This window comes from Flavobacterium niveum (assembly GCF_055231775.1).
The window spans coordinates 493,881-519,450 of the sequence record NZ_JBUYSX010000001.1; the positions used below are offsets into that span (position 1 = coordinate 493,881).

Annotated in this window: 17 protein-coding genes and 1 pseudogene; 7 read left to right on the top strand and 11 right to left on the bottom strand. The window is 42.9% G+C overall.

What is annotated here, in order from left to right:
- Positions 1-103 precede the first annotated feature (103 nt).
- The 11 genes and pseudogenes from ACZIX4_RS02200 to ACZIX4_RS02250 all read right to left on the bottom strand — a co-directional run bounded on the left by ACZIX4_RS02200 (position 104) and on the right by ACZIX4_RS02250 (position 12,525).
- On the bottom strand, positions 104-1,327 hold the full coding sequence (locus tag ACZIX4_RS02200) for an efflux RND transporter periplasmic adaptor subunit (RefSeq protein WP_463333969.1): 1,224 nt from the start codon (positions 1,325-1,327) through the stop codon (positions 104-106).
- Positions 1,328-1,333: 6 nt separating this feature from the next.
- A complete protein-coding gene (locus ACZIX4_RS02205) occupies positions 1,334-2,647 on the bottom strand; it encodes a TolC family protein (protein ID WP_463333970.1) in 1,314 nt (437 codons plus the stop codon).
- Between the two features lie 192 nt (positions 2,648-2,839).
- On the bottom strand, positions 2,840-3,229 hold the full coding sequence (locus tag ACZIX4_RS02210) for a hypothetical protein (RefSeq protein WP_463333971.1): 390 nt from the start codon (positions 3,227-3,229) through the stop codon (positions 2,840-2,842).
- A 180-nt stretch (positions 3,230-3,409) separates the two neighbouring features.
- Positions 3,410-3,532, bottom strand: a pseudogene (locus ACZIX4_RS02215) (helix-turn-helix domain-containing protein); the annotation flags it as partial.
- Positions 3,532-4,203, bottom strand: coding sequence for a lipid-binding SYLF domain-containing protein (locus ACZIX4_RS02220; RefSeq protein WP_463333972.1), 672 nt, complete (start codon positions 4,201-4,203; stop codon positions 3,532-3,534). The gene ACZIX4_RS02220 and the pseudogene ACZIX4_RS02215, both read right to left, overlap by 1 nt.
- Before the next feature lie 154 nt (positions 4,204-4,357).
- Positions 4,358-5,041: a LytR/AlgR family response regulator transcription factor gene (locus ACZIX4_RS02225; RefSeq protein ID WP_463333973.1), complete on the bottom strand. Its 684-nt coding sequence runs from the start codon at positions 5,039-5,041 to the stop codon at positions 4,358-4,360.
- 6 nt (positions 5,042-5,047) lie between these two features.
- Complete coding sequence (locus ACZIX4_RS02230) at positions 5,048-8,182, bottom strand: efflux RND transporter permease subunit (RefSeq protein ID WP_463333974.1); 3,135 nt, start codon at positions 8,180-8,182, stop codon at positions 5,048-5,050.
- Between the two features lie 3 nt (positions 8,183-8,185).
- Positions 8,186-9,247 (bottom strand): efflux RND transporter periplasmic adaptor subunit, encoded by a 1,062-nt coding sequence (locus ACZIX4_RS02235; protein WP_463333975.1) that lies wholly within the window; start codon positions 9,245-9,247, stop codon positions 8,186-8,188.
- Position 9,248: 1 nt separating this feature from the next.
- Positions 9,249-10,574, bottom strand: coding sequence for a TolC family protein (locus ACZIX4_RS02240; RefSeq protein ID WP_463333976.1), 1,326 nt, complete (start codon positions 10,572-10,574; stop codon positions 9,249-9,251).
- A gap of 177 nt (positions 10,575-10,751) precedes the next feature.
- On the bottom strand, positions 10,752-11,474 hold the full coding sequence (locus ACZIX4_RS02245; protein ID WP_463333977.1) for a LytR/AlgR family response regulator transcription factor: 723 nt from the start codon (positions 11,472-11,474) through the stop codon (positions 10,752-10,754).
- 4 nt (positions 11,475-11,478) lie between these two features.
- Positions 11,479-12,525: a sensor histidine kinase gene (locus ACZIX4_RS02250; protein ID WP_463333978.1), complete on the bottom strand. Its 1,047-nt coding sequence runs from the start codon at positions 12,523-12,525 to the stop codon at positions 11,479-11,481.
- Between the two features lie 302 nt (positions 12,526-12,827).
- Between ACZIX4_RS02250 and ACZIX4_RS02255 the strand changes: the two genes are divergently transcribed.
- The 7 genes from ACZIX4_RS02255 to ACZIX4_RS02285 all read left to right on the top strand — a co-directional run bounded on the left by ACZIX4_RS02255 (position 12,828) and on the right by ACZIX4_RS02285 (position 24,903).
- Positions 12,828-15,203, top strand: a complete 2,376-nt coding sequence (locus tag ACZIX4_RS02255; protein ID WP_463333979.1) for a TonB-dependent receptor — start codon at positions 12,828-12,830, stop codon at positions 15,201-15,203.
- 32 nt (positions 15,204-15,235) lie between these two features.
- Complete coding sequence (locus ACZIX4_RS02260; RefSeq protein ID WP_463333980.1) at positions 15,236-16,057, top strand: DUF4249 family protein; 822 nt, start codon at positions 15,236-15,238, stop codon at positions 16,055-16,057.
- A gap of 90 nt (positions 16,058-16,147) precedes the next feature.
- Positions 16,148-17,050 (top strand): SDR family oxidoreductase, encoded by a 903-nt coding sequence (locus tag ACZIX4_RS02265; protein WP_463333981.1) that lies wholly within the window; start codon positions 16,148-16,150, stop codon positions 17,048-17,050.
- 285 nt (positions 17,051-17,335) lie between these two features.
- Positions 17,336-18,922, top strand: coding sequence for a DUF6377 domain-containing protein (locus ACZIX4_RS02270; RefSeq protein WP_463333982.1), 1,587 nt, complete (start codon positions 17,336-17,338; stop codon positions 18,920-18,922).
- A 276-nt stretch (positions 18,923-19,198) separates the two neighbouring features.
- Positions 19,199-21,478: a beta-glucosidase BglX gene (bglX, locus tag ACZIX4_RS02275; protein ID WP_463333983.1), complete on the top strand. Its 2,280-nt coding sequence runs from the start codon at positions 19,199-19,201 to the stop codon at positions 21,476-21,478.
- Between the two features lie 32 nt (positions 21,479-21,510).
- Entirely contained in the window at positions 21,511-23,721 is a 2,211-nt protein-coding gene (locus tag ACZIX4_RS02280) for a glycoside hydrolase family 3 C-terminal domain-containing protein (RefSeq protein WP_463333984.1), read from the top strand.
- A 27-nt stretch (positions 23,722-23,748) separates the two neighbouring features.
- Positions 23,749-24,903 (top strand): acyltransferase family protein, encoded by a 1,155-nt coding sequence (locus ACZIX4_RS02285; protein ID WP_463333985.1) that lies wholly within the window; start codon positions 23,749-23,751, stop codon positions 24,901-24,903.
- Positions 24,904-25,570: the final 667 nt, after the last annotated feature.

The following is a 25,570-nucleotide window of genomic DNA, read 5'->3' on the forward strand; positions in this document are numbered from 1 at the left end:
GGCGTAATACGCATGGAGAATGATTACTAAACCTCAACCGGCTGCCCCGTAAAAAACATGACCTACTCAACCTATATCCAAAGTTTCACGAAACTATAAGATATTATTTCTTTTTGCTTCCCGGTGGCTTGGGCATAAACGGGCTCGATGCCTCGCCACCGCCTGCCGGCGTTGTAATATTACTTGCGGCTTCCATTCGGGTTACTACTTTTTCACCTTCGGCAAGGCCATTCAGTATTTCGTAGTTAATACCGTCATTACGCCCTATTTTTATTTCTTTAGGCTGTAAACCTGTAGCGGTTTCTATCCATACAACTTTATTATCTGTTGCCTGGCCGTCCTGTTTTTTGGGTGCCGGTAGTGCTGTATTTGCAAAACCATGCTGCTTGTTGTATTGCTGTAATGCTACTGAGTCAGGTACAAAGTTCAGTGCCTGGCCTTCAACAGTCAGTACATCTTTAACTTCCATGGTGTAGATGGAGACTGTTGCTGTTAGCCCCGGTTTTAGCTTTTCATCTTCATTGTCGGCTTTAATTATCACAGTATAGGTGACCACGTTAGATTCTACTGTGCTGTTTAACCTTACCTGTGTTACCGATCCATTAAATTCCTCACCGGGAAAGGCATCTACGGTAAACGTTACCCTTTGTCCTTGTTTAACATTGCCGATATCGGCTTCATCCACGTCGGCTTCCACCTGCATTTGTTTTAAATCCTGTGCTATGGTAAACAGGGTAGGGGTAGAATAGCTTGACGCTACGGTTTGCCCTTCATCTACATCGCGGCTCAGTACCACACCGTCTATTGGAGAATAGATGTTAGCATAACCCAAATTGGTTTGTGCCTTTTTCAGGTCAGACAGTTTCTGGATTGCAGTACCTTTGGCTGTAGCCAAATTGTATTCAGCTTCCTGGAAATCAGCCTGGCTGATAACACTTGCCTGATATAATTGTTTTTGCCTGTTATAAAGGGTTTGCTTGTAGTGCTGGTCATTTACGGCCACATCGTAAGCAGCCTTAGCCTGATCAAGTAGTTCATTAAGGTTATCCTTATCCAGTTCGGCTATGAGCTGGCCTGATTTTACACGGGAGTTGTAGTCTACATAAATTTTTTGTACCACACCCGATACCTGTGTGCCTACTTCTACCTGTTTTACGGCTTCTATGGTGCCTGTGGCAGTAACCACGGTGCTTATGTTCCCTTTTTTTACCGTTGTAGTGTTTAGGGTAACCGGCTGTTCTTTTTTATTGAATACAAAGAAGTACAAACCCAGGCCCACAACCAGCAGTGCCACTACGGCAATCAGTATTTTCTTGTTGTTTTTCATGGTGAATTATAGTTTTATCTCGTTACCCTGATAAAATTGCAGTAACTGATAATATAAAGCGTTTGAGAATTTTGTCTGAAGGTATTTCTGTTCGGCAGAGAGATAGGTGTTTTTGCTTACCAGTAAGTCGGTAGCGCTAAGTGAGCCTAAATCTGCCTTTTTTTGTGCCATTTCGTACGCTTGCTTAGACGAATTGCGTAATGCTTCTGCGGCCTTCATCTCACTTTGTACCGATATGGCATTTTGCCACGCGCTTTCCACTTTCAGGTACAGTTGCTTCACTTCGCTTTGCGTAGAAATTTTGCTGAGCTCCACATTTATCTTTGCCTTTTCTACTGAAGCTTTATTCTTGTAGTTGCTAAAGATGGGGATGCTGAGCGACAGGCCTGCCGACTGGTAGAAGTTATTGTTCAGCTGGGTGCTAAAGCTGTAGTTCTGTGTATTGGTATACCCACTGTACAGCCCTGCGCTGGCACTAAGTGTGGGCAGGTAGCCTGCTTTAGCTTTTTTAATGTCGTAATTATAGATGTCGGTTTGCAGCTGTGCACTTTTAATCTCGGGCATGGTAGCTACCGCGTTGTTATATGTTTCAGTAAGGCCGGGTACCGGTTTGGTTTCCTCAGGTAGGGTAGGTGTGGCTATGTTAAACTCCTCTGCAGGATCCAGTTCCAGCAATTGCTTTAGTGTTATGAGTTGCTGGCGGTAACTATTTTTGGCGGTAACCAGGGTGTATTCGTCATTACTAACCTGGGTTTGCAGATCAGCTACATCAAGTCCCGCTGCCGACCCCGCTTTAAATTTAGACTGCATCTGGGCTACCTGTTCACGAGAAGATGCTACTGTGGCTTCGGCAACGCTTATGCCTTCTTTATAATACAGCGCCTGTAGGTATGCCTCGGTAACGCTTAGTATGATACTGTTCTTAGTCTCGCTGATGTAAAACTCGTTTTGTTTTACATACAGGTCGTTCTGCTTTATGGTGTTGTTAATGTAGTTGCCGTTATAAAGCGTAACCTGTGCTCCCGCACCTACCGATGTAGAGTTTATCGTCTGGTTTACAAAACGGCTGGTAATAGGGTCTACACTCTGTCCGTTCCTTACGTTCTGGCTGGCAGAACCGCTTACTGATGGCAGCCTTGAGTACTTGCTCTGGGTATAGGTAACCTCGGCAGCTTGTTTGTTGTACTCACTTTGCTTTATGGTAATGTTGTGCGCTGTGGCATAGTCTATACAATCCTGTAATGTCCAGCTTTTTTCCTGGCTATAGGCCGCCGGAGTCAGGCAAAGTATGGCGATTATTATTTTTACAAAGGTCTTCATATCCGTTGATTTACACATCAAAGGAACAACCGTACAAGTAAAAATGAATTACAGAATCGACGTTTGCACACATTGTACCGACGTTGATTCCTTATTTATAGAAGACGGTAAAACGCTTTGGGTTATTGAAATGAATGAAATGGGTTTTAGGAACAAATCTCTTTTCAAAAGTTCAATATTTGTTAAGGTTCGTTACTTAATTTTATCCTTAAGCTTTGTCCATCTGTAATGTTTACCTCCCCAACCGCAAAATATTTTCATGGTAAATGTAGTATCATTGATAAGCTTTATCCTTGCTTCATTCTCTTTCCGGGTTATATGGTCCCTATAGGTACCGCCATAAAGGATTTTTTCGTTCCGCATCATCTGGATTAAAATAGCCTGGTTATTTCCCTTTCGTGATTCACCATTTATACTTATAAGGTCTGCGTGATAAGTTCCTTCAGCATAAAACATTTCAATCTGAAGTGTTTTGTCTTCATTTTCCCAAATGCCTAAAAACGGGTCTTGCTGCTGAGGCTTGCCTAACAGTATAAATAAGCCGGAAATTAAAGTAGCTTTTATAAAATTTATTGGAATCATTTTTAATCGGGTTAGATGTTAATTGCATGCATCTTATTTTGGAATGGGAATAAAAAACTGCCTGATAACAGGCAGTTTTTGTCAACCAACTAATCAATCAACTGACTGGCTGAGAGTAAGTCTCAGCCGGTGATGAATTTTTTTAGCACTAAAATATTTTTGATAATGATAGCTTACTTCTTAATTAAAGGACTGCCGGAACTCTAAAGGGCTTTGATTTGTCTTGGTTTTAAAGAGTTTACTGAATGATTGCGGATGCTCAAAACCCAGTCCGTAAGCTATTTCGCTTATAGACAACTCAGTTATTTAGATGTAAGTGCATCCCTTAAGCTTGCTACCGTTTTATCATTACTGTTGCTTGCAGAAAATATGGTTTCTGCATCACTGTTGTTTCCGTAAAATTTGGTGTTGGAAGATTTATCAATAGACAACACCGATCCGCTAATACTTACACCTGCAAAGGCCCCCCTGCTTTTAGAGTATGAATATATTTCCGCTTCCAGCTTATGGTCTGTACCGGCAGATGTGTTCCGGCCTACCGGACCCGCAGTTACGGCAGCATCACCACTAAGGGTAAATTCCCCTTTCTTAACTTCTGTGAGTACCCCTTTATTCTTAAATACTAAAATAAGGTCTATAGATTGTATACCGGCCTGGAAGCCAACACTGCCACCTGTAAGGGTAACAAATACCGGATTGCTCCAGGTGCCGTCGGGCAATTTTACCACTGCTATGCCTTTACCCCGCTTAGCGCCAACGCCAATGCCTGCATTTAATAATTTCGGTATTACTACTATGCCCTCGTAAGTTGTAAGGAGATCTTGGGGTAAGCCTTCTTTCATGTTTTTAAATTCAACAAGAATACCTGCAGATTCATTAATCTTCTTAGTTTCTTCATCCTGTACCGTGGCTGAGGTAAGGATAATCAGTAATACTGCCATTAATGGAATATTCCAGAATTTTAAATTTCTCATAGTTCTTTCATTTTTAGTTATTATATGTTTCAGCTACAGTAATCACAAGTTAAATTTTGCAATTAAACAGCTGAAGCCAAAATTTATGAGACAAAGTAGGCCAGCTATGCGACGAACGTTTATTCAAAATGTTAATACTACAAGGGCTGCCAAATCAGTCAAAGTAGCGTGTTAAGAAAGTGCTGATATATGTTTTACCGATAGGAAATTTTTTGCCGTTAATAAAGATTGTTGTCCCTTTTACGGCCTCAATTTTTTTAAGGGGGAGTATATAGCTGCGGTGTATCCGTATAAAATCTTCCCCGGGAAGCTTTTCCAGCATGTCTTTCATTGACTTGCGGGCAATTATGGTCTTACGGCCAAACACATGTATTTTAATGTAATCTGCAAGCCCCTCTATATACTCTATATCATCCAGCTGAATTTGCACAAGGCTGAAATTGGCCCTGATAAAAATGTACCTGTCCGCAACCGGTTTATTTTTCGCATAGTGTTCCTGCACTTTAACCAATGCCTGACTAAACCTGTTTTCCGGTATTGGCTTCAGCAGGTAGTCTATAGCGCTGAGTTCATAACTTGCAGCAGCATATTGAGGAAATGCACTGGTAAATATCACCATTGTTTTATACCTCAATTTATTTATAAGGCTTATACCTGTCATTTCGGGCATTTCTATATCACAGAATATAAGGTCTGCAGGAAATTTCCGCAGGTACTTTAAGGCTTCTTTCGGGCTTGTAAATGTTTTTGTGAGATGTATATAACCGCTTTGCTCGCAAAGCATTTTCAGGCCTTCGAGGGCTAAAGGTTCGTCATCAACAGCTACAGCATTAATCATTTTGTCTTATGAATGGGTTTGTATATCATTAAGTGTGTTTTTGGCGGCAGGCTTCCGTTTTACAAGGCGGTTCAGGGTATTGTCAATAATCAGGTACATTGCCGGCACTACAAAAAGTGTTAGGAGCATAGAGCTTGTAAGCCCTCCTATTATTACCCAGGCCATACCGTTTTTCATTTCGGCAGATGCACCGCCCGCCATTGCTATAGGGAGCATACCGAATATCATGGACAGGGTGGTCATTAATATGGGCCTCAGTCTTTCCTTACCGGCTTCTATCAGTGCCCGGGTAGCGCCGTGCCCTTCGGCTTTTAGTTTGTTGGTAAAGTCTACAATCAGTATGGCGTTTTTAGATACCAGCCCCAGCAGCATTATCATACCTATAATAGTAAAAATATTAAGCGACTCCATAGCAAGTGCAAGTGCAAGTAAGGCTCCTATAAGGGCTACAGGTATAGAAAACAGTACTACAAAAGGATATACGGCATTTTCGTATAACGCTACCATGATAAAGTAAACCAATACAAATGCGGTAACAAGCGCGAAGATGAGGTTGCCAAAAGCATCTTCCTGGTTCTCAGTTTCGCCAAGGTAATCTACCGTAATACCATTGGGTATGCTGATGCTTTTTGCCCCTGCTTTTATCTCATCGCTTATAGTACCTGTAGAGCGTCCGGCAACGTAAGACTGTACTGTGATTGCCCCCATGCGGTCTATGCGCTGTAGCGCTGTTTCGCCTAACGATTCGCTTACGTGGGCAAACTGCCACAGTAATATAACCTGGCCTTTGGTGTTTACAAATGGCAGGTTCTTTACATCAGTAACATCAGCACGGTTAAATTTATCCAGCTGTACCTTTATGTTGTATTCATTTCCCTGTTCTTTATACTTAGTTTCATCATTCCCGTTGAATGAATTTTCGAGCACTGCGCCCACAATCTTAGCGTCAAGGCCCAGCATGCCCATCCTGGCACGGTCCAGGGTAATTGCTATTTCGGGCTTTCTGTCTTTTACAGATAGTTTTACAAACTGTGTACCCGGTACTTTTTCTACTACTTGTTTGTATGCTTCTGCAACGGTCCTTACCTGTTGCATATCCAAGCCCTTTATCGCAATTTCAATGGGAGCGCTGTCCGCTTCGCCGGTGGGTGAAGTAGAAGCTGTGGAAAACCGTACCCCGGCAATTGACTGGGTGAGTTTTTGCTGTATATAGGTGCCAAATTCCTGCGAAGACATAGAGCGTTCATTTCGGTCTACCAGTGTCAGCGTAATTTCGGCGAGGTTGGCATTAGCCCCACTACCCGAAGCGCTACCGCTTACAAACCCCACATTTGCAAAAGCAGTAACCACTTCGGGCTGGGCTAAAATTATTTTTTCTGCCTGTTGTACATATACGTTGGTTTTGTACAGTGGGGCAGAAGGTTCCAGTTCCAGTTTCAGTACAAGGTTGCCCTGGTCTGTGGCCGGCATAAAATCGGCGCCTATAAAGCCAGCCGGTACTAATGCTATGGTAGCGGCTATAAGCCCTATTGTTATAAGCAGGACCCACCTCTTCCTGCGGAGCGCTACCTCAAGCAATCTGCCGTAACTTTCTTTCACATTGAAAAGAAATTTCTCAAAGCTAAGGCCAGCCTTGCCCCACAGTGTAGTATCTTTCAGGTGTTCTAATTTCCCGAAACGGCTTGCCAGCAGCGGTGTTATGGTAAACGAAACTAACAGGCTCATAAGCGTAGAGAATACCACTACAAGCGAAAATTCCTGTAATATACCGCCTATCATACCTCCGCTAAGTGCCAGGGGAAGGAACACTACTACATCTACCAGTGTTATGGAAAGTGCAGTGAAGCCTATTTCGTTCCGGCCGCTGAGTGCTGCATCTTTTTTATTGGAGCCCATTTCCATGTGGCGGTAAATGTTTTCTAATACCACTATAGAGTCGTCTACCAGGATACCTACTACTAATGACAGGGCCATAAGTGTCATTAGGTTTAGCGAAAAGCCAAGCAGATATACGGCAATAAACGTAGGGATGATAGATGCAGGCAATGCTACCAGTACAAAAAGAGAACTCCTTACACTGTGCAGGAAAGCAAGCATTACCAGGCCTACAATCAGTACGGCGAGCATAAGGTCGTATACTACAGCGTTTGCCGAATCCAGGGTATACTCGCTCTGGTCTGAGGAAATGGTGAATTTAAGGCTGGTTGCCTTGTGTTGCATTTCCTGTTTCGTGAAAGCCTGCTTTACCAATGCACTTACCTTTACGGCATTCGCATCGGTTTGCTTAATAATCTGGATGCCTACCGATGGTACCCCATTTATGTGGTTTATGGTGGCTGCATCTGCCGACACGTCTGCCACATCTGCTACATCTTCAAGGTAAACGGCTCCGTTTACGGGGTCTTGTGAAATTATAATTTGCCGAATCTGTTCAGGAGATTTTACATACACATCATACCTGATGGAAAATTGCCTTTCGGTAGTTTGCACATTACCGGCAGGATAAGAAAGGTTCGCATTGGCAATAGCCTGCGTAACCTGCTCTATAGACAGCCCGTAGGCTAAAAGTTTCTCCCGGTTTACATTAATCCTGATTTCCCTTTTTTCGCCGCCTATAATATCTACTTTCCCCACGCCCTCAATAACCTGTAATGCAGGGCGCAGTTGTTTGTCAATAAGATTATAAAGTTCGCGGGGTGGTATATCGGCTGTTACCGCAGCCCTTATTACAGGGGCTTCCTGCATGTTTATTTTGCTTACAACAGGGTGCCCGGCTTTTTCGGGAAGGTCTTCCATAACCTGGTCTGCTTTCCGCTGCACATCGCGTTCGGCCTGGTTAATATCGGTTGTGCTTTTAAAAGTGAGTTTTATGCCCGATACGCCTTCTTCTGAAGACGAAGTAATGGATTTAAGACCTTCTACGGTAGAGAAGGCATCTTCAAGCTTTTTTGTTACCGTGGTTTCCACTTCAGCCGCCGATGCACCCGGGTACAGTACGCTGACTGAAACCTCGGGCATAGCAAAATCAGGGAGCAGGTTGTAGTTAAGGTTAAGGTAAGACCATATACCAAAATACAGCAGTATGGTAAATGCCACCAATAGTAACAACGGTCTTTTTATGGCTATAGCGGTAAGTGACATGGCTTAGTTGTTTATAATTTGTATGGGTGAGCCGTTGTGGAGGTTAATTTGCCCCGATATAATAATACGGCTTCCTGCTGTAAGGCCACCGGTAACCTCTATCTGCTCTCCGAAGGTCCTGCCGGTTTTAATTTTTATCAGCTGTGCCCTGCCGTTTTCTGCTGCATATACCGAAGCATCCTGGATGCCTTGTAACAACGCTGCCCGGGGGATAAGTACTATTTTTTCAAGTGTTTTATGAGACAAGCCCACGGTAACAAATGTGCCGGCCTTAAGGGGAGTAGTGGTGTTATTGGCCGCAGTTACCTCTACAGTATAATTATTTGCTTCATTGGCACGTGGGCTGATAAAAGTGATGTTGCCTGTAAATTTTATGCCGGGGTACACATCTGTAGTAAGTGTAACCTTTTGGTTTAAGTTTACCTGGTATACTTCCTGTTCGGTAAGGTTAATGCTTACTTTTATTTTTTCGAGGTTTACTATAGTGGCTATTTCGGTACCGGCAGCAACAAAAACACCTTCCTCAACCTTTTTTGTTTCAATGATCCCCCCCACAGGTGCTTTAATGGAAGCATCGGCAATTTGCCTTTTAAGTTGGCCCGACAGGTTCATGGCATCACTATAGCTTTGCCTGATTTCGTCAACTTTTTCGCGGGTAGCGGCATTGCCTTCAAACAATTCGGTATAGGTTTTCAGGTCATTTTTTAGCTTTAATACGGTAGATTCTGATTTCTGCAATTCCAGTTCCAACAGGCGTGTATCAAGTACAGCAAGTACCTGTCCTTTTTTTATTTTATCTCCAAGTGAAAAGAAAAGCCGTTTTACATTTGCATTACCTGTAGCTACCACTGTGGCTTCGCTGTATGGTGTAAACCTTCCTGTTTTTGCCAGTTTTATTTCCTGTACTTTTTCTGAAACCGTTGCCGTAGTTACAGGAATCCTCAGGTTAGCGGTATCTGTGGGTTTTTCTTTCTCTTCTATCTTCTGCTTATTAGCCACAAGCTTAAAGGCAATAAGCCCGGCAACAGCACACAGGCCGATTAGTAATAGGGTTTTGTTCTTCATGTTACAATGAATTATAAAACGTTTGTAAAGTACCTTTTGCCTTTTCCAGGTCTATGCCCGCCTGGTAAAAAAGATATAGCGAACCGAGGTATGTGTTCTGCGCTTCTTTTAACGCATATTGCGTATTAAGCCAGTCGGTAAGGTTTGTGGTACCTTTTTGCAGTTGCAGGCTGGTAACTTTTAGTACCTGCCCGGCAAGTTCTATATTCCGTTTGCCAATAGCTACATTGGTACGGGCCTGTACTAACTTGGTTCGGGCGTTTTCATAGTCTGCCGTGTACCTGCTTTCTGCCAGTTTCAGGTTTTCTTCGGCATTGGCATGTTTTAGTTTTGCCTGGCGGTAGCGGGAATCCCTGTTGTAGAAGTCCAGGAAGGGAATACTAAGTTTTATACCTGCTGTGGCGTAGGGGAAACTTTCGTTATAGGCATCTTTAAAATGGTCGCTGAAGCTTACCGCACCATACCTGAAATAGGCTGACAGCACTGGCAGCCCCTCGGCTTTAATGCGTGCATGTTCGGTTTCAAGTATTTTTGCATTTACTACCTCAAGTTTGTACCCCGTCCTTTCCAGAGGAGAAAATGTAGTGCTTGTGTCTTCATCAGCAGGCATTTCCCATTGAGTGGCAGTATTCAGTAATATATTATCTGCTATAGGATGCCCCATCTCAAATTTAAGTTCGTTCATAGCCAGCTCCAGGTTACTTTGCGCTATGCGTATCTGAGAATCAATGTTGTTATAGTCTACCACAACTTTGTCAAGGTCTTTTTGCAGGAGAATGCCTTTACCGGCCTGTAACGTATATATTTCTATCTGTTGTTTATAGGTATCACTGTTGGTTTGCAGCAATTCCAGTTGTTGCCTGTACACTAATACCTGAAAGTAAGCCATGCTTATATTGTATATAATGGCTTCCCTGTTTTGTACGGCATTAAGGGTGGCCTGTTGTTTCAGGTATTTGCTCGCCCTTATGCCTGTGAGTAGTGACTGGTTATAAATAACCTGTTCTGCCTGCACTACAGCATCTGTGGCGTACCGCTGCGAAAGTGAACCCCTGATTTCGTCTGGCCCGAAAACTCCTGCCGGGATAATACTCTGCTGAAGCCGCAGGTTATTATCAAAAGCTGCACTGATGCTTACCCGTGGAAGGTAATCTGAAAGAACCTCGCGGGCTTTGGCATCGGCAATACGTTTTTCATTGGCATAAATGGCATTGTTACGGTTGTTTTTTAAGCCGTAATCAATGCATTTTTTTAAGGTATATATTTCCTGTGCGGGGGCTTTAAAAGAAAACCCTAACAGTAGCAGTAAAACAGTTCGTTTGCCCATAGCACTTTAGTTATAAACTTCTGCAACAGCAGTTTGTTATACAGGGCTAAAGTAGGCAGGGCAGTAAAGCGTTTTTTTATATTTATACCAAATGGAGTTTTTGGTATACCAAATAATACGAAAAAAATACCTGTTTTTTTACAGGTAAGGCTAAAGCAATAATATACAGCACAACCTTTACTTGCTAAGGAGCTTTTTGGTTACATATTCATCAAAAAAGAAATCACGGTATACATTACCTATAGGGATTTCGGCACGGCCTATATACACAGTATTGTTATCTACAGAATCTATATGGTTGATGTTTATTATATACGATTTGCTTACCCTTACAAACATGCTTTTCGGTAACTGGTCAAAAATGGTTTTTATATTCATACCGGTTATTACTTTTTGGCCTTCGGTATGCATTACCACATAATCCTTAAGTCCTTCTACATAGAGGATGTTCTTAAAATACACCTTAAACATCTTGCGGTCTGCCTTTACAAAAAAGTAGTCTTCGGTTACGTTTTCAATGTTATTCTGGCTATAATCTGCTTTAAGCAGCTTCAGGTAAACATTTGCTTTTTCTACGGCTTTTATAAAACGTTCGGCTTTTACAGGCTTAATCAGGTAGTCTACAGCATCTACCTCATAGCTGTCTGTAGCAAACTCAGAAAAAGCAGTGGTAAATATAACCAGTGTTTCTTTGGGTATGGTGCGGGCAAATTCAATACCGTTTACGCCCGGCATTTGTATATCCAGGAATATTAAATCTGTTTTATTGCCTGCCAGGAAGTTCCCGGCAGCCTCAGGGCCGTTAAAAGTACCTATAAGTTCAAGCTGGCTGAATTGTTCAACCAGCATTTGTATGGCTTCCCTTGCCAGCGGCTCATCATCTACAATAATACAGGTCATTAAGTTATATTTTTATAATTAGGGTAACGGTGTACGTTTCCTGTTCATCTTCAATCTTCAGCATGTGCGATAACGGGAAAAGAAGTTCCAGCCTGCGTTTTATATTGGCCAGCCCCAGCCCTCCGGCTTTTTTTACAGCTTTTACAGTAGGTTTAGAATTTACACATTTAAAATACAGCTCATTATCTATTACGTCAAAGTAAAGGTGTACATAAGATTGCCTTGAAGCATCGTTATTATGTTTAACGGCATTTTCTACAAATGTAATAAAAAGCAAAGGAGGGATTTGAACACCGCTGAGGTTACCTTCCTTAGATATCATGAAATGGAAATTGTCGCGCCTTACTTTTTCCAAATTTAAGAAATCTTCCAGGAAATGGATGTCTGAGGTAAGCAGTACTTTCTGCCTGCTGCTGTCGTAAAGCTGGTAACGCAGCAGGTCGCTCAGTTTTACCAATACCTCAGATGCTTTATCAGGGTCTTTTTTAGTCAATACATTGGCATTATTAAGCATATTGAATAAAAAATGCGGGTTAATCTGGTTTTTCAATTGTTCCAGTTCTGCATTGGTTTTTGCCTGCTCCAGGTCGTGTATTAGCTGGGCATCATGTATCCATTGCTGAAATAGCTTAACTGAGGCAGAGGCCACGGTAAGCACTAATATGGAAAATGAAAAGGTAAGGAAGTTAAGGCTGTCCTCTTCATAAGGCAGTAAATTGTGCCTTAAAAAATAAGAGGCCGTGCGGTGAATAATGCCCGAAACTATTATGCTGGCCAGTATTGCCAGGCCATAACTAAGGTATCTTTTCTTAAACAGGAACCTGGGTACAAAAAAGTACATATTGCTGTACACCAAAAACAATATCTGGAAAAAGGTAACTGCCCTGCTGTAGGTTTCATAAGGCTCTACATACTCCGGTGGGCTATAGTACAGTACTACTATACTAAACACTATAAGTATTAAATGGCGGTAAAGCCTGTATTTCTTTGAAATGATAACCAAAAGCATCCAGTTGGTTTCTATTTTTTTTGTGTGTAAAGTTTCGCTCATGATCTGTAAAGTATAGTACACAAATGTATTTTAAAAAGCAGGCGGGTAATTTTATATTATACCAAATATAAAATAGCATATACCAAATAAGCTGCTTAGTGTACATTATACAATGCTGCACATTTTACCGGTTTAAACACTTAAAAGTACTGAATATAATTTACCGGCAGCCCAAATATATTTAGTAGTGGTAATTCTCATTTTAATATAGTAAATACTCTGTTTGGTATATTATCTAAAATAAGGGTTTTGTAAAAACATAGTTTAGCTCCGGATTTAATTACTAATTCAAATACTTAAAAATGGAGAAGAAAATCTTTTATGTATTGCTGTTGGTCATTAGTACGGCCTTCAGCGCCTTGGCCCAGGAAAAAGCCACACTTAGCGGTACCATTGCAGACAAGTCTAACAATGAGACACTGATAGGTGTAAGCATTTACATTCCTGAAGCCAATGTGTCAATTACCACAAACTCTTATGGCTTTTATTCGGTTACGCTTCCTAAAGGGACCTACACTGTTATGATAAGCTACATGGGATTTGCCGATGTGCAGGAACAAATTTCGCTGCAGGGCAATACAAAGAAGGATTTTGCCATGGCAGAAAGCAGCCAGCAGTTACAGGAAGTTGTTATTACATCTAACTCTAATAAGGCAAATATCCGCAAGCCTGAAATGAGCGTACACAAGCTTTCTATAGCTACTATTAAGAAAATGCCGGCTGTTTTGGGTGAGGTTGACGTCCTGAAATCAATATTACAGCTGCCGGGTGTTACCAGCGCGCAGGAGGGGGCTTCGGGCTTTAACGTAAGGGGCGGCTCTGTAGACGGTAACCTTGTGTTGCTGGATGAGGCGGTAGTGTACAACACTTCGCACCTTTTTGGGTTTTTCTCTGTTTTTAATTCAGATGTTATTAAAGACCTTAAGCTATATAAGGGAGGCATCCCGGCCAATTTTGGGGGCAGGATATCATCAGTACTGGATATTTACCAGAAAGAAGGGAATAATAAAGAATACCATGCCACAGGGGGTATTGGGCTTATTTCGAGCCGTCTTTTGGTTGAAGGCCCTATTGTAAAAGAAAAAAGTTCTTTTGTGGTGGCAGGCAGGGGCTCGTACATGCATCTTTTCCTTAAACTGGCCGATGAGCCTAACTCGGTTTATTTCTATGACCTTAATGCCAAGCTTAATTATAAGCTTAATGAAAATAACAACCTTTTTGTATCGGGCTACTACGGTTATGATTACATGAACTTTAACGATGCCCTTATAAACGACTACGGGAATACCTTTGTTAACGTAAGGTGGAACCATATTTTTTCAGACAAGCTTTTCTCAAACGCATCGGCCATTTACAGCGATTATGACTATGCTATAAGGATTAAGTTTGCCGGGCTAAACGGTATTACCGAAATAAAGAACTACAACTTTAAGTACGATTTTAAGCACTATGTATCTAACGATTTTGTGCTTAATTACGGTATCAACTCTATTTATTACAACTTTAACCCGGGGACTATTACACCGTTTGGCAACACATCAAGCGTAAACCCCGAACAGCTGGAGAGAAAATATGCCTGGGAGAACGCTGCCTACATAAGCGCAGAACATAAGCTTACCGATAAGCTGTCTATGACCTATGGCCTGCGCTACAGTAACTTTTTAAGGCTGGGTAAAGAGCTAAGGAATACCTATGCAGATAACCGCCCGGTGGTGTTTAACGAGCAGTATCAAATATATGAGGAAGCAGAACCTACAGGTACAAAGCAATATAAGGATAACGAAAAAATAGCAAACTTTGACAACCTTGAGCCGAGGTTAGGGGTGTCTTATGCCCTGGATGATGACCAGTCGATTAAGGCAAGTTATAACCGTATGAGCCAATACATACACCTTATTTCTAATACGGCATCGGCTACACCGCTTGATATATGGGCACCGAGCGACCAGTACCTGAAACCGCAGATATTAGACCAGGTAGCGGCAGGTTATTTCAGGAACTTCAGTAACGATAAGTACTCACTGGAAACAGAAGTGTTTTATAAAAAAATCAAAAATAAGTCTGACTACATTGACGGAGCCGACCTTATTGCAAACAGGGCCATTGAACGGGTAATGCTAAATGGGGAAGGCCGTGCGTATGGTTTAGAAGTTATGCTTAAAAAGAATACAGGCAAACTTACCGGCTGGCTGTCTTACACCTTATCGAGGGCGGAACAGCGTACACCGGGCGGAACAGCAGGTGGTCCCGGCATTAATAATGGCGACTGGTACCGTGCTAATTACGACAAAACCCATAACCTTTCGCTTACAGGTGCATACCAGTTCACAAAAAAATGGTCTTTCGGGGCGATATTCACTTTCCAGACCGGTAAGGCTGCTACATTCCCTGACGGCAAATACCAGTACCACGGCATAACGGTGGCCAACTATGGTACAAGGAATGCCGATAACCTTTCGGCATACCACCACCTGGACCTTTCGGCTACTTATGTGCCAAAACCCGATAAAACCAAAGGCTGGCAGGGTGAGTGGGTATTCAGTGTTTACAACGCGTATGCAAGGAACAACGCTGCATCATACACCTTTGGGCAAAACCAGGATACCGGTGCCAGCGAAGCAAAAAGGCTGTCTATATTCGGGGTTATGCCGAGTGTAACCTACAACTTTAAATTCTAAGGAGATACAGTTTAAACTAAAAGCATTATAAGATGAATATATATAAGAAAATAATAATGATGATAATAGGGTTTTCAATCATTTCCTGCGAAGATGTTATTGATGTAGACCTTGATACGGCAGCACCACGGCTGGTTATAGACGCCTCTATAAACTGGGTTAAAGGTACCCCTGGTAACGAGCAAAAGATTGTGCTTTCTACAACTACGGGTTATTACAGCCCTACATTCCCTACAGTATCAGGAGCTGATATTACAGTTACTAATTCTACGGGGACGGTATTTACTTTTACCGAAACTACAGGTACCGGTGAATACATCTGCACCAATTTTGAACCGGCAATAGGTGAAACCTACCAAATGACAATATTGCTGAACGGCGAAACTTACACTGCTACCGAAACCCTTACTGCGGCACCTGATATTATGGAAAACATAGAACAGGACGATGAAGGCGGTATGGGCGGCGATGAAATAGAAATTACCTATTATTACCAGGACGATCCGGCAGTTACAAACTACTATCTCTTTGGTGTAACGTCACCGGCGGTGGCATATCCACTGTATGAAGTTGAGGATGACGAAAACAGCCAGGGTAATATAGTGCCCGAATTCTATTCGCACGAAGATTTAAAACCGGGAGATGTTGTAAATATAAGTTTATATGGCATATCTAAGCAGTACTACGATTATATGCATAAGCTGATTATAGCCTCCGGAGCCGATGCCGGCCCCTGGCCAACAACACCATCGGCGGTGCGTGGTAATATTGTAAACCAAACCGAGTTTAACAACTTTGCCTTCGGCTATTTCAGGCTTGCAGAAGTAGATAAGAGAGACTATACAATACAATAATTTGGGTTAAGTACTTTGTTTTGTTTAGGTGCCGGCCTGCGTTTTCGTATGCCGGCATTTTTTTTAACAGCACATTTATTTTGAAGAACTATGGAGAAAATATTAATTACAGGAGCAACTGGAGAATATGGCAAGGTAGTAATTGAAACTTTAGTAAAACTGGGTATAAAGCCCCACCTGCTGTATGCCATGGCAAGGGACGCTGCAAAAATAGGATACCTTGAAAAACTCGGCATAAACATTATTTATGGAGATTATGATGATTATGACTCACTGCTTTGGGCTTTTGCCGGGATAGATAAACTGCTTTTTGTTTCCAGTACCAAAACCATTAACCGGAGTGCACAGCATAAGCAGGTAGTAAAGGCGGCCAAAAGGGCAGGGGTAAAGCATATTATATACACCAGCCAGCTGCATAAAACTGACCGTGCCGACTCGCCAATTAAATCTATTGTGAATTCGCACCTGGATACTGAAAATGCGATTAAAAAAAGCGGTATGGAGTATACCATACTACGCAATGGGCTTTATATGGATTTACTTCCTGTTTTCCTTGGCAACAGGGTTCTTGATGATGGAATTTTCCTGCCTGCGGGAAATGGCAGTGTGGCATTTACCCTTAGGGGCGACCTTGCAGAAGCTACGGCTAATATATTGGTGTCTAACAGCCATAAAAACAAGACGTACGACCTTTGTGCAAACAATGTAACGTTTGCAGAAATAGCCTTGTTGCTTACACAGATTACGGGGCACAGTGTAGGCTATATAAATGCCAACTATGACCGCTATATTGATAATGCGGCTACGGAAAATATACCGAGAAAAATGGTTTTGATGCTTGCCGGTTTTGCGGCAGCGGTGGCGCAGGGCGAGTTAGAAGGCGAAAGCAACCAGCTGGAGGCATTGTTAGTAAGAAGCCCGAAAGCTGTATCAGAGTTTTTGGCAGAAAAGTATAATGCTTATTCTCACGGAGAAAGTAAAAAGCAGGCATAGAAGGGGGGTATTGGGTAAATTGAGTAATCTTAATAAATATAATTTTTCCGCATCTTCCTCAACAATTTGATATTTGTTTAGGTAGACCTACTGATAATCCGAAGGAAAATTCCTTCGGATTATTTGTTTGGATTCTTAAGCCCGCTATCTCAGCTTATTTTAGGTTGGTACAGTGTTACTAAAAAAAGTAAAGCAAAAAAATGCTTATTAGTATATATTTGCATGTTTAGAAATGCATAACCAAACGTGAGGCACAAGTTTTTTATCGCTGTTTTTTTCCTTGTTTTGAGCAGTTCCCTGATGGGGCAGGACCTGGAATCTGCCAGGTCACGGCTTGATAAGGCATTGCTTGAAAAGGATACGTATGTAAAAGCCAAGATGGACCGCATTGCTTCCTATACCTCTAAACTGAAACAGGTAAAAGGAACCGATGAGGAATACAGCATTAACCAGAAACTATACGAAGAGTACAGGAAGTTTAAAATAGATACGGCGCTTTATTACGTAAAACGGAATATTACAGTAGCGGAAGCTTCGGGCAATTCTTATTTCGCAGACCGTGCGAAAATCCAGCTGGCAAACCTGTATTCCTCAAAAGGGAGTTACCTTGAGGCACAGGCATTGCTTAGTGGTATACAATCAAAACAGTTGCCCAATGACATCAAGGCGCTTTACTATGAGTTTTACAGCCAGTTTTATGAACACTACACTACAAATACCCCGAGCGAATATTACAGCCGTCAGATAGAAGTGTACAGGGATTCGCTGCTTGCGGTGCTTAATCCAAACGCTCCTAAGTACAAGATAAACCTTGCCCAGAAACTCATGTATAAGAAAGAGTATACCAGGGCCAGGGAACTGCTGAGTGATATGGCAAAGAAAAGTACCAAAAGGGATGCAGATTATGCCATGTACGTATACCTTTTGGGCGATATAAGCATGGTTGAGAAAAAGCGAGAGGACGGCCTTAATTATTACAGCCTTGCTGCTACTACCGATATTGAAAATGCTATTAAAGACCATGGTGCCATTCAAAATCTTGCCATCTTTTATTACTACGACGGAAAAATAGATTTGGCATATAAGTATGCACAATCTGCGTTGGCCGATGCTGTGTTTTGCAATGTAAAATTCAGGACGCTGATGATGTCTGAGTTCAATTCCATTATCAATGCATCCTATCAGGAAAAAGAAGCACAGGCCCGCCAGCAGCTGGAACGATATCTTTATCTTATCAGTATCCTTGTGTTGTTCCTGGCAGCAGCAATAATCTATGTTTACCGCCAGATGCGAAGGGTTTCTAAAATCAAGGAGGAACTCACCGTTTCCGGGGAAAAGCTCCGGGAGCTTAACGGGGAGCTGCATAACGTTAATGAGCAGCTGAAGGATTTTAATAAGCAGCTGCACGAATCGAACCGTATTAAGGAAGAGTACATAGCGCAGTTTTTTGACATCTGTTCGTCCTACATAGATAAGCTGGACGATTACCGGAAAAAACTCAATAAAAAAGCGATGAGCAAGCAGTTCGATGAACTGTCTGATATACTAAAATCGAGTGGGGTTATTGATGAAGAACTTAACGATCTGTACCGCAGGTTCGACATCATATTCATAAACCTTTATCCGGATTTTGTAAAGGAGCTTAACGCCCTTTTATTGCCCGGAGAGCAGATAGAACTAAAGGACGGTGAGATACTAAATACCGAGTTGCGCATATTTGCCCTGGAAAGGCTGGGTATTAGCGACGGGGTTAAAATAGCATCCTTCCTGCGTTACTCGGTAAGCACAATATACAATTACCGGACTAAAATAAGGAACAAGGCAGCAGTGCCACGGGAGGTTTTTGAACAGCAGGTAAAAGGGATTGGTTAAGCCGTTTTCCAGCTTTAACAAGGGTTTTAAAACATCCGTTGTAGTAATGATGTATGGGTGATTGATGTGTTTTTTACTACCCATTTTGTTTCAGGGGCTGTTTTACGGGCTACTATTTTTTATTGGTTTTTTGTTTTATCTGTCTGTAAAACAATGGTTTATTTATTTTAAGCGTCTACATTCTAAATTCCACTACTAAAATACTTCACTATATCGTTTTAGTTTTGTTGCTGTCAATACCGGCCGGGATAAGGCTGGAGAAAAACCAGATACGCAATGAAAAAAATCGTGACAGTGGCACTTGCTGTTTTAGCAGTCGTTAGTGCCAAAGCCCAGCAACAGGATCCGGAGATGGATAAGTTCATCAACGGGCTGATGGCGAAGATGACCCTTGAGGAAAAAATAGGCCAGCTGAACCTTCCGAGTGAGGGGGACATTATTACCGGCCTTGGTAGTAACAGCAATATTGCTGCTAAAATCCGCAAAGGGCAGGTGGGCGGAATGTTCAACATTAAGGGTGCCGATAAAATAAGGGACATACAAAAAATCGCCGTAGAGGAAAGCCGTATGAAAATCCCGATGCTTTTCGGGATGGACGTTATACACGGTTATGAAACCGTATTCCCAATACCCCTGGGGCTTGCGTGCAGCTGGGATATGGATGCCATAGAAAAATCGGCTGCCATTGCAGCTACGGAGGCAAGTGCTGATGGTATCAACTGGACGTTCAGCCCTATGGTAGATATAGCCCGCGACCCAAGGTGGGGCCGCGTATCTGAAGGCAGCGGCGAAGACCCGTTTCTGGGCGGAAAAATCGCCAAGGCTATGGTTAGGGGCTATCAGGGAAAAGACAATACGTTTTCTGAAAACTACAATATACTGGCTTGCGTAAAACACTTTGCCCTGTATGGTGCCGTTGAGGCAGGCAGGGATTACAATACCGCAGACATGAGCCATGTACGCATGTACAATGATTATTTTTATCCGTATAAGGCAGCAGTAGAGCAGGGTGTGGGGAGTGTCATGGCTTCGTTTAATGTGGTGGATATGATACCTGCGCATGCCAACCGCTGGCTGCTGACTGAAGTACTGCGTAACCAGTGGGATTTTAAAGGCTTTACTGTGGCAGACTACGGTGGTATAGGGGAAATCCCGAGCCATGGCCTTGGCGACCTGAAACAGGCTTCGCAACTGGCACTGCACGCCGGGCTGGATATGGATATGGTGGCTGAAGGGTACCTTACTACATTGGCAGAATCGGTTAAGGAAGGCAAGGCTTCGGTAGAGGAAATAGACCGTGCATGCCGCCGTGTGCTTGAGGCAAAATACAAGCTGGGGTTATTCAAAGACCCGTATAAATTTTGCAACAGCAAAAGGGCTAAAAAAGAAATCTACACAAAAGAGCACAGGGCTGTGGCACGCAAAACAGCGGCTGAAAGTTTTGTGCTGCTTAAAAATGAAGGCAACATACTGCCGCTTAGCAAATCGAAAACCATTGCCGTGATAGGCCCGCTGGGTAACAGCAAATCGAATATGGTGGGTACCTGGAGCGTGGCCGCCAAACTGGACAAGCCGTTGAGCCTTATAGAAGGCCTGAAGGATGTTGCGGGCAAAAATGCCAACATACTGTATGCTGCGGGTACTAACCTGATAGACAACCCGGCCATGCAGAAAGATGCCACCATGTTTGGCAGGGAGATAACGTGGGATAACAGGACTGAGGAAGAAATGACGGCTGAGGCCCTGGCTGTTGCCGCCAAGGCAGATATAATTGTTACTGCCATGGGAGAAGCTTCTGAAATGAGTGGTGAATCCAGCAGCCGTACCGATATCGGTATCCCTGCGGTGCAGAAAAGGCTGTTGGCGAAGCTTGTTGCTACCGGCAAACCTGTGGTGCTTGTATTGTTTGCAGGGCGCCCTATGACACTGGTTTGGGAACAGGAAAACGTACCGGCCATACTTAATGTGTGGTTTGGCGGTACCGAAGCAGCCCAGGCTATAGGCGATGTGCTTTTTGGTACTGTTAACCCAGGCGGTAAGCTTGTTTCCACTTTCCCGAGGAATGTAGCGCAGATACCATTGTATTACAACCACCTGAAGACGGGAAGGCCGGCATCGGACAAAAGCTTTGAAAAGTTCAGGAGCAATTACATGGACGAGAAAAATGCACCGCTTTACCCGTTTGGCTATGGCTTAAGCTACACCACATTTGAATATAGCGACATTAACCTGAGCGCTAAGGAAATGCCGGCAACGGATACAATTACTGCAAGTGTTACGGTAAAAAACACAGGTTCAAAGGAAGGTGCCGAGGTGGTGCAATTGTACATAAGAGACGTTGTAGCCAGTATATCAAGGCCGGTGAAGGAGTTAAAAGGCTTTGAGAAGATAACATTAAAGCCGGGCGAATCTAAAGTTGTTACCTTTACCATTAATGAGGAGTTGCTTAAGTTTTACAATGCCGAGCTACAGCATGTAAGCGAGCCGGGTGCTTTTGAAGTTATGATAGGCACAGACAGCAATACGGTAAAAACGGCTTCATTTAACCTGAAATAAGAATAACCAATATCTCAAACATAAAATAAACTATGATACGTAAAATAGCAGTCGTAGCTATATTGCTCCTGGCATTCCAGGCAAAGGCACAGCAGGCAATACCTGTTTATCTTGACGACACAAAACCGATGGAACAGCGTATAGAAGATGCGCTGAAAAGGCTTACCACCGAAGAAAAGATAGCAATGATCCATGCGCAGTCAAAATTCAGTTCGCCGGGTGTGCCGCGCCTTGGCATTCCTGAAAACTGGATGACCGACGGCCCGCATGGTATCCGCCCGGAAACATTGTGGGACGAATGGGACCAGGCCAACTGGACTAACGATTCGTGTATAGCGTTCCCGGCGCTTACTGCGCTTTCGGCTACGTGGAACAGGGACCTGGCCAGGCTTTATGGTAAAAGCCTTGGAGAAGAAGCCCGTTACCGTAACAAAAATGTGGTGCTGGGCCCCGGTGTTAATATTTACCGCACGCCGCTAAACGGAAGGAACTTTGAATACATGGGCGAAGACCCGTTCCTTGCCGGTGAAATGGTAGTGCCTTACATACAGGGGGTACAGGTAAACGGTGTGGCGGCCTGCGTGAAGCACTATGCGCTTAACAACCAGGAAACCAACAGGGGTGCCATCAATGTTATTGTAGACGACAGGGCATTGTATGAAATATACCTTCCGGCGTTTAAGGCAGCCGTACAAAAAGGTAACGCCTGGGCCATAATGGGGGCTTATAATAAGTATAACGGACAGCATGCCTGCCATAACAAGGTGCTGTTACAGGATATCCTTCGTAAGGAATGGGATTTTAATGGTGTGGTAATAGCCGACTGGGGTGGTACCCACAATACCAAAGAAGCTATTTTTAACGGCCTTGATATGGAATTTGGTACCTGGACAGACGGGCTTTCGGCAGGAAGAAAAAATGCTTACGACAACTATTACCTGGCGCAGCCGTACCTTGAGCTGATTAAATCGGGTGAGGTAGGTACAAAGGAGCTGGATGAAAAGGTACGAAACATACTGCGCCTGTCATTCAGGACTACCATGAACCGCAACAGGCCATTTGGCTCTTTCGGTACGGAGGAACATGCACTTGCCGCACGCAGCATAGGCGAGGAGGGTATTGTACTGCTTAAGAACCAAAATGCATTGCTGCCTGTAAATACGGCAAAGCATAAGAAAATAGTGGTTATTGGCGAAAATGCCATCAAGATGATGACCGTAGGCGGAGGCAGTTCGTCATTGAAAGCAAAATATGAAGTATCGCCGCTAGACGGAATAAAGAAAAGAGCCGGCAAGGACGCTGAGGTAGTATATGTGCGTGGCTATGTAGGCGATGCAGCCGGTGATTATAACGGGGTTGTTTCCGGGCAAAACCTGAAAGAAACCCGCAGTGCCGCTGAACTTAAGGCGGAAGCGCTTAAAGCTGCAAAAGATGCCGACCTGGTACTGTTTGTGGGCGGGCTTAACAAGAGCGATTACCAGGACTGTGAAGGGTATGACCGTAAAGAACTGGAGCTGCCGTATAACCAGAACGACCTGATCAGTGCTTTGGCAAAAGTGAATAAGAGCCTTGTGTTTGTAAACATATCGGGTAATGCTGTGGCCATGCCGTGGGTAAAAGAAGTTCCGGCTATAGTACAGGGATGGTTTTTAGGGACTGAGGCTGGCAATGCACTTGCTGCGGTATTGTTTGGCGATGTAAACCCATCGGGCAAGCTTACATTTACGTTCCCTGTTTCAATAAAGGACAACGCGGCTAATGCTTATAATGCGTTTCCGGGTGGCGATGAAGTTACCTATAAAGAAAGCATTTTTGTAGGATACAGGTGGGCTGAAAAGCAAAACATAAAACCGTTGTTCCCGTTTGGGCACGGGTTAAGCTACACTACATTTAAGTACAGCAACATTAAGGCCGATAAAGCCGTTATGGGTAAAGATGATACGCTTACCGTTACTGTTACCGTAAAAAATACAGGAAAGCGCGATGGTGCTGAGGTAGTACAGTTGTACGTGGCCGACCTTAAATCGTCATTGCCAAGACCGGTAAAAGAATTGAAAGGCTTTGAAAAAGTATACCTTAAAGCAGGTGAGGAGAAAACCATTACCCTTACTTTAGATAAAGAAGACCTGAGCTATTTTGATGACAAAAAGCACGAATGGGTAGCCGAGCCGGGCGATTTCCAGGCCATAGTAGGTGCTTCATCCCAGGATATTAAGGGGCAGGTGAAATTTACCCTTAAATAAAATAACGCTATAACCAAACAAACAGAAATGGGTAATATTAGTCCGGTGCAGGAGACCGTATTTCCTGACAGTAAAAAACACTATCCTATACTTGACGGACTTCGGGGAGTAGCTGCCCTGATTGTAGTGGTATTCCACATCTTCGAGATTTTTTCGGGGGGCGACCACAGTAAGCAAATCATTAACCACGGTTACCTTGCCGTAGACTTTTTCTTCCTTTTGTCGGGCTTTGTCATAGCCCATGCCTATGACGACCGCTGGGGCAAGATGAGCCTTAAAGACTTTTTTAAACGAAGGCTTATAAGGCTGCACCCCATGATTATTGTAGGGATGCTGCTGGGAGCCATCTGCTTTTACTTGCAGGCATCGTCCATGTTTCCGGCTATTGAAGGGACACCAGTTTGGAAACTGGTATTGGTAACCGTTATAGGCTGTACGCTAATCCCTGTAACAACAGGTTTGGACATCAGGGGCTGGGCAGAGATGCATCCGCTTAACGGCCCGGCATGGTCGCTTTTTTTCGAATATATTGCCAACATTTTCTATGCGCTGTTCCTTAAAAAAGCCTCGAATACCGTCCTGTCTCTACTGGTGGTAATCGCTGGGATAGTGTTAATCCATTATGCAGTAACAAGCCCCGGCGGAGATGTAATAGGCGGCTGGTCAGTGGATGCGGTGCAATTACGTATAGGCTTTACCCGTTTAGCGTATCCTTTCCTGGCCGGTATGTTACTACGCAGGTTATTTAAGCAGAAGGACATAAAAAATGCATTCCTGTACAGCAGTGTGCTGATTTTTATCACTCTTGCGTTTCCAAGGGTTGGAGATTCTGGAAGCCTTTGGGCAAACGGCATTTATGATTCTATGGTAATCATATTTATATTTCCTGCTATAGTATACATAGGCGCCTGCGGGGTTGTAAGCGGGGCTAAGGTTAAGCGCCTTTGCAACTTTTTCGGTGACATATCGTACCCCATCTACATTACGCATTATCCTATTGTTTATACTTTTTACAGCTGGGTAGATAATAATAAAGTGCCATTAGAGAAAGCCTGGCCGGTAGGTGCCGGTGTGTTTGTGCTGACTATTCTGGTGGCATACGCTTCACTAAAGCTTTACGATATACCTGTTAGGCAATGGCTAATGGATAAATATTTAAGGAAAGCGAAGGCAGCTAATTAACGTCTGCTGATGCAGAGTGCAAGACTTTAGAGAATTTTATCGTTAAAAGTTAACAATAATATCTGGTTGTTAATAGTAAATGGATTCGCCCGGTGAGCTAAGGGTGTGTTTATAATTTACTTAGCATGATAAATCAGAGTTTGGTTGAGCCGTCCCGGAGGGGGCGGCTCTTTTTTATAGCATTATGGTCCGTTGTTTTGTTTAAAATATTAATTATATGCGGTTTCTTTTCAGAATAACTTACTTTTGAATTTTAACGGTAGTTTCAAAAAAATAGTGATTTTCATCTACTAAATGTACCAATACTGGAAATTACTTTAAGTCAGTAATTTTAATATATCCGTTGTGCATTTTGATTTAGAGAAACAAAATGCACAACGGGTATAGTTATCTAAGCATTTATAAATTTCGATGAAACGCCTCATTAGATTTTTTATTCCTGTAATTTATAAGAGTAAGTTGATAATTGTTTATTATTTAGAAATTCTTGTATATACGAGATGTATTAAACTTAGGTGCATATGCATTTCTGTATATTAAAGCCCTTTGCTACAGCTGTTTCCTGCTAAAACCTATATTCCTTTGATTTACCTATCGCGGTTGTAAGTTATATTGTTTTTGATGTTATCGTAACTTTATATCATCAAAAGGTCTACTAAAATTATTT

Coding starts and splice junctions, on each gene's coding strand:
- ACZIX4_RS02200 (WP_463333969.1), bottom strand. CDS start 1,327: ATGAAAAACAACAAGAAAATACTGATTGCCGTAGTGGCACTGCTGGTT.
- ACZIX4_RS02205 (WP_463333970.1), bottom strand. CDS start 2,647: ATGAAGACCTTTGTAAAAATAATAATCGCCATACTTTGCCTGACTCCG.
- ACZIX4_RS02210 (WP_463333971.1), bottom strand. CDS start 3,229: ATGATTCCAATAAATTTTATAAAAGCTACTTTAATTTCCGGCTTATTT.
- ACZIX4_RS02220 (WP_463333972.1), bottom strand. CDS start 4,203: ATGAGAAATTTAAAATTCTGGAATATTCCATTAATGGCAGTATTACTG.
- ACZIX4_RS02225 (WP_463333973.1), bottom strand. CDS start 5,041: ATGATTAATGCTGTAGCTGTTGATGACGAACCTTTAGCCCTCGAAGGC.
- ACZIX4_RS02230 (WP_463333974.1), bottom strand. CDS start 8,182: ATGTCACTTACCGCTATAGCCATAAAAAGACCGTTGTTACTATTGGTG.
- ACZIX4_RS02235 (WP_463333975.1), bottom strand. CDS start 9,247: ATGAAGAACAAAACCCTATTACTAATCGGCCTGTGTGCTGTTGCCGGG.
- ACZIX4_RS02240 (WP_463333976.1), bottom strand. CDS start 10,574: ATGGGCAAACGAACTGTTTTACTGCTACTGTTAGGGTTTTCTTTTAAA.
- ACZIX4_RS02245 (WP_463333977.1), bottom strand. CDS start 11,474: ATGACCTGTATTATTGTAGATGATGAGCCGCTGGCAAGGGAAGCCATA.
- ACZIX4_RS02250 (WP_463333978.1), bottom strand. CDS start 12,525: ATGAGCGAAACTTTACACACAAAAAAAATAGAAACCAACTGGATGCTT.
- ACZIX4_RS02255 (WP_463333979.1), top strand. CDS start 12,828: ATGGAGAAGAAAATCTTTTATGTATTGCTGTTGGTCATTAGTACGGCC.
- ACZIX4_RS02260 (WP_463333980.1), top strand. CDS start 15,236: ATGAATATATATAAGAAAATAATAATGATGATAATAGGGTTTTCAATC.
- ACZIX4_RS02265 (WP_463333981.1), top strand. CDS start 16,148: ATGGAGAAAATATTAATTACAGGAGCAACTGGAGAATATGGCAAGGTA.
- bglX (WP_463333983.1), top strand. CDS start 19,199: ATGAAAAAAATCGTGACAGTGGCACTTGCTGTTTTAGCAGTCGTTAGT.
- ACZIX4_RS02280 (WP_463333984.1), top strand. CDS start 21,511: ATGATACGTAAAATAGCAGTCGTAGCTATATTGCTCCTGGCATTCCAG.
- ACZIX4_RS02285 (WP_463333985.1), top strand. CDS start 23,749: ATGGGTAATATTAGTCCGGTGCAGGAGACCGTATTTCCTGACAGTAAA.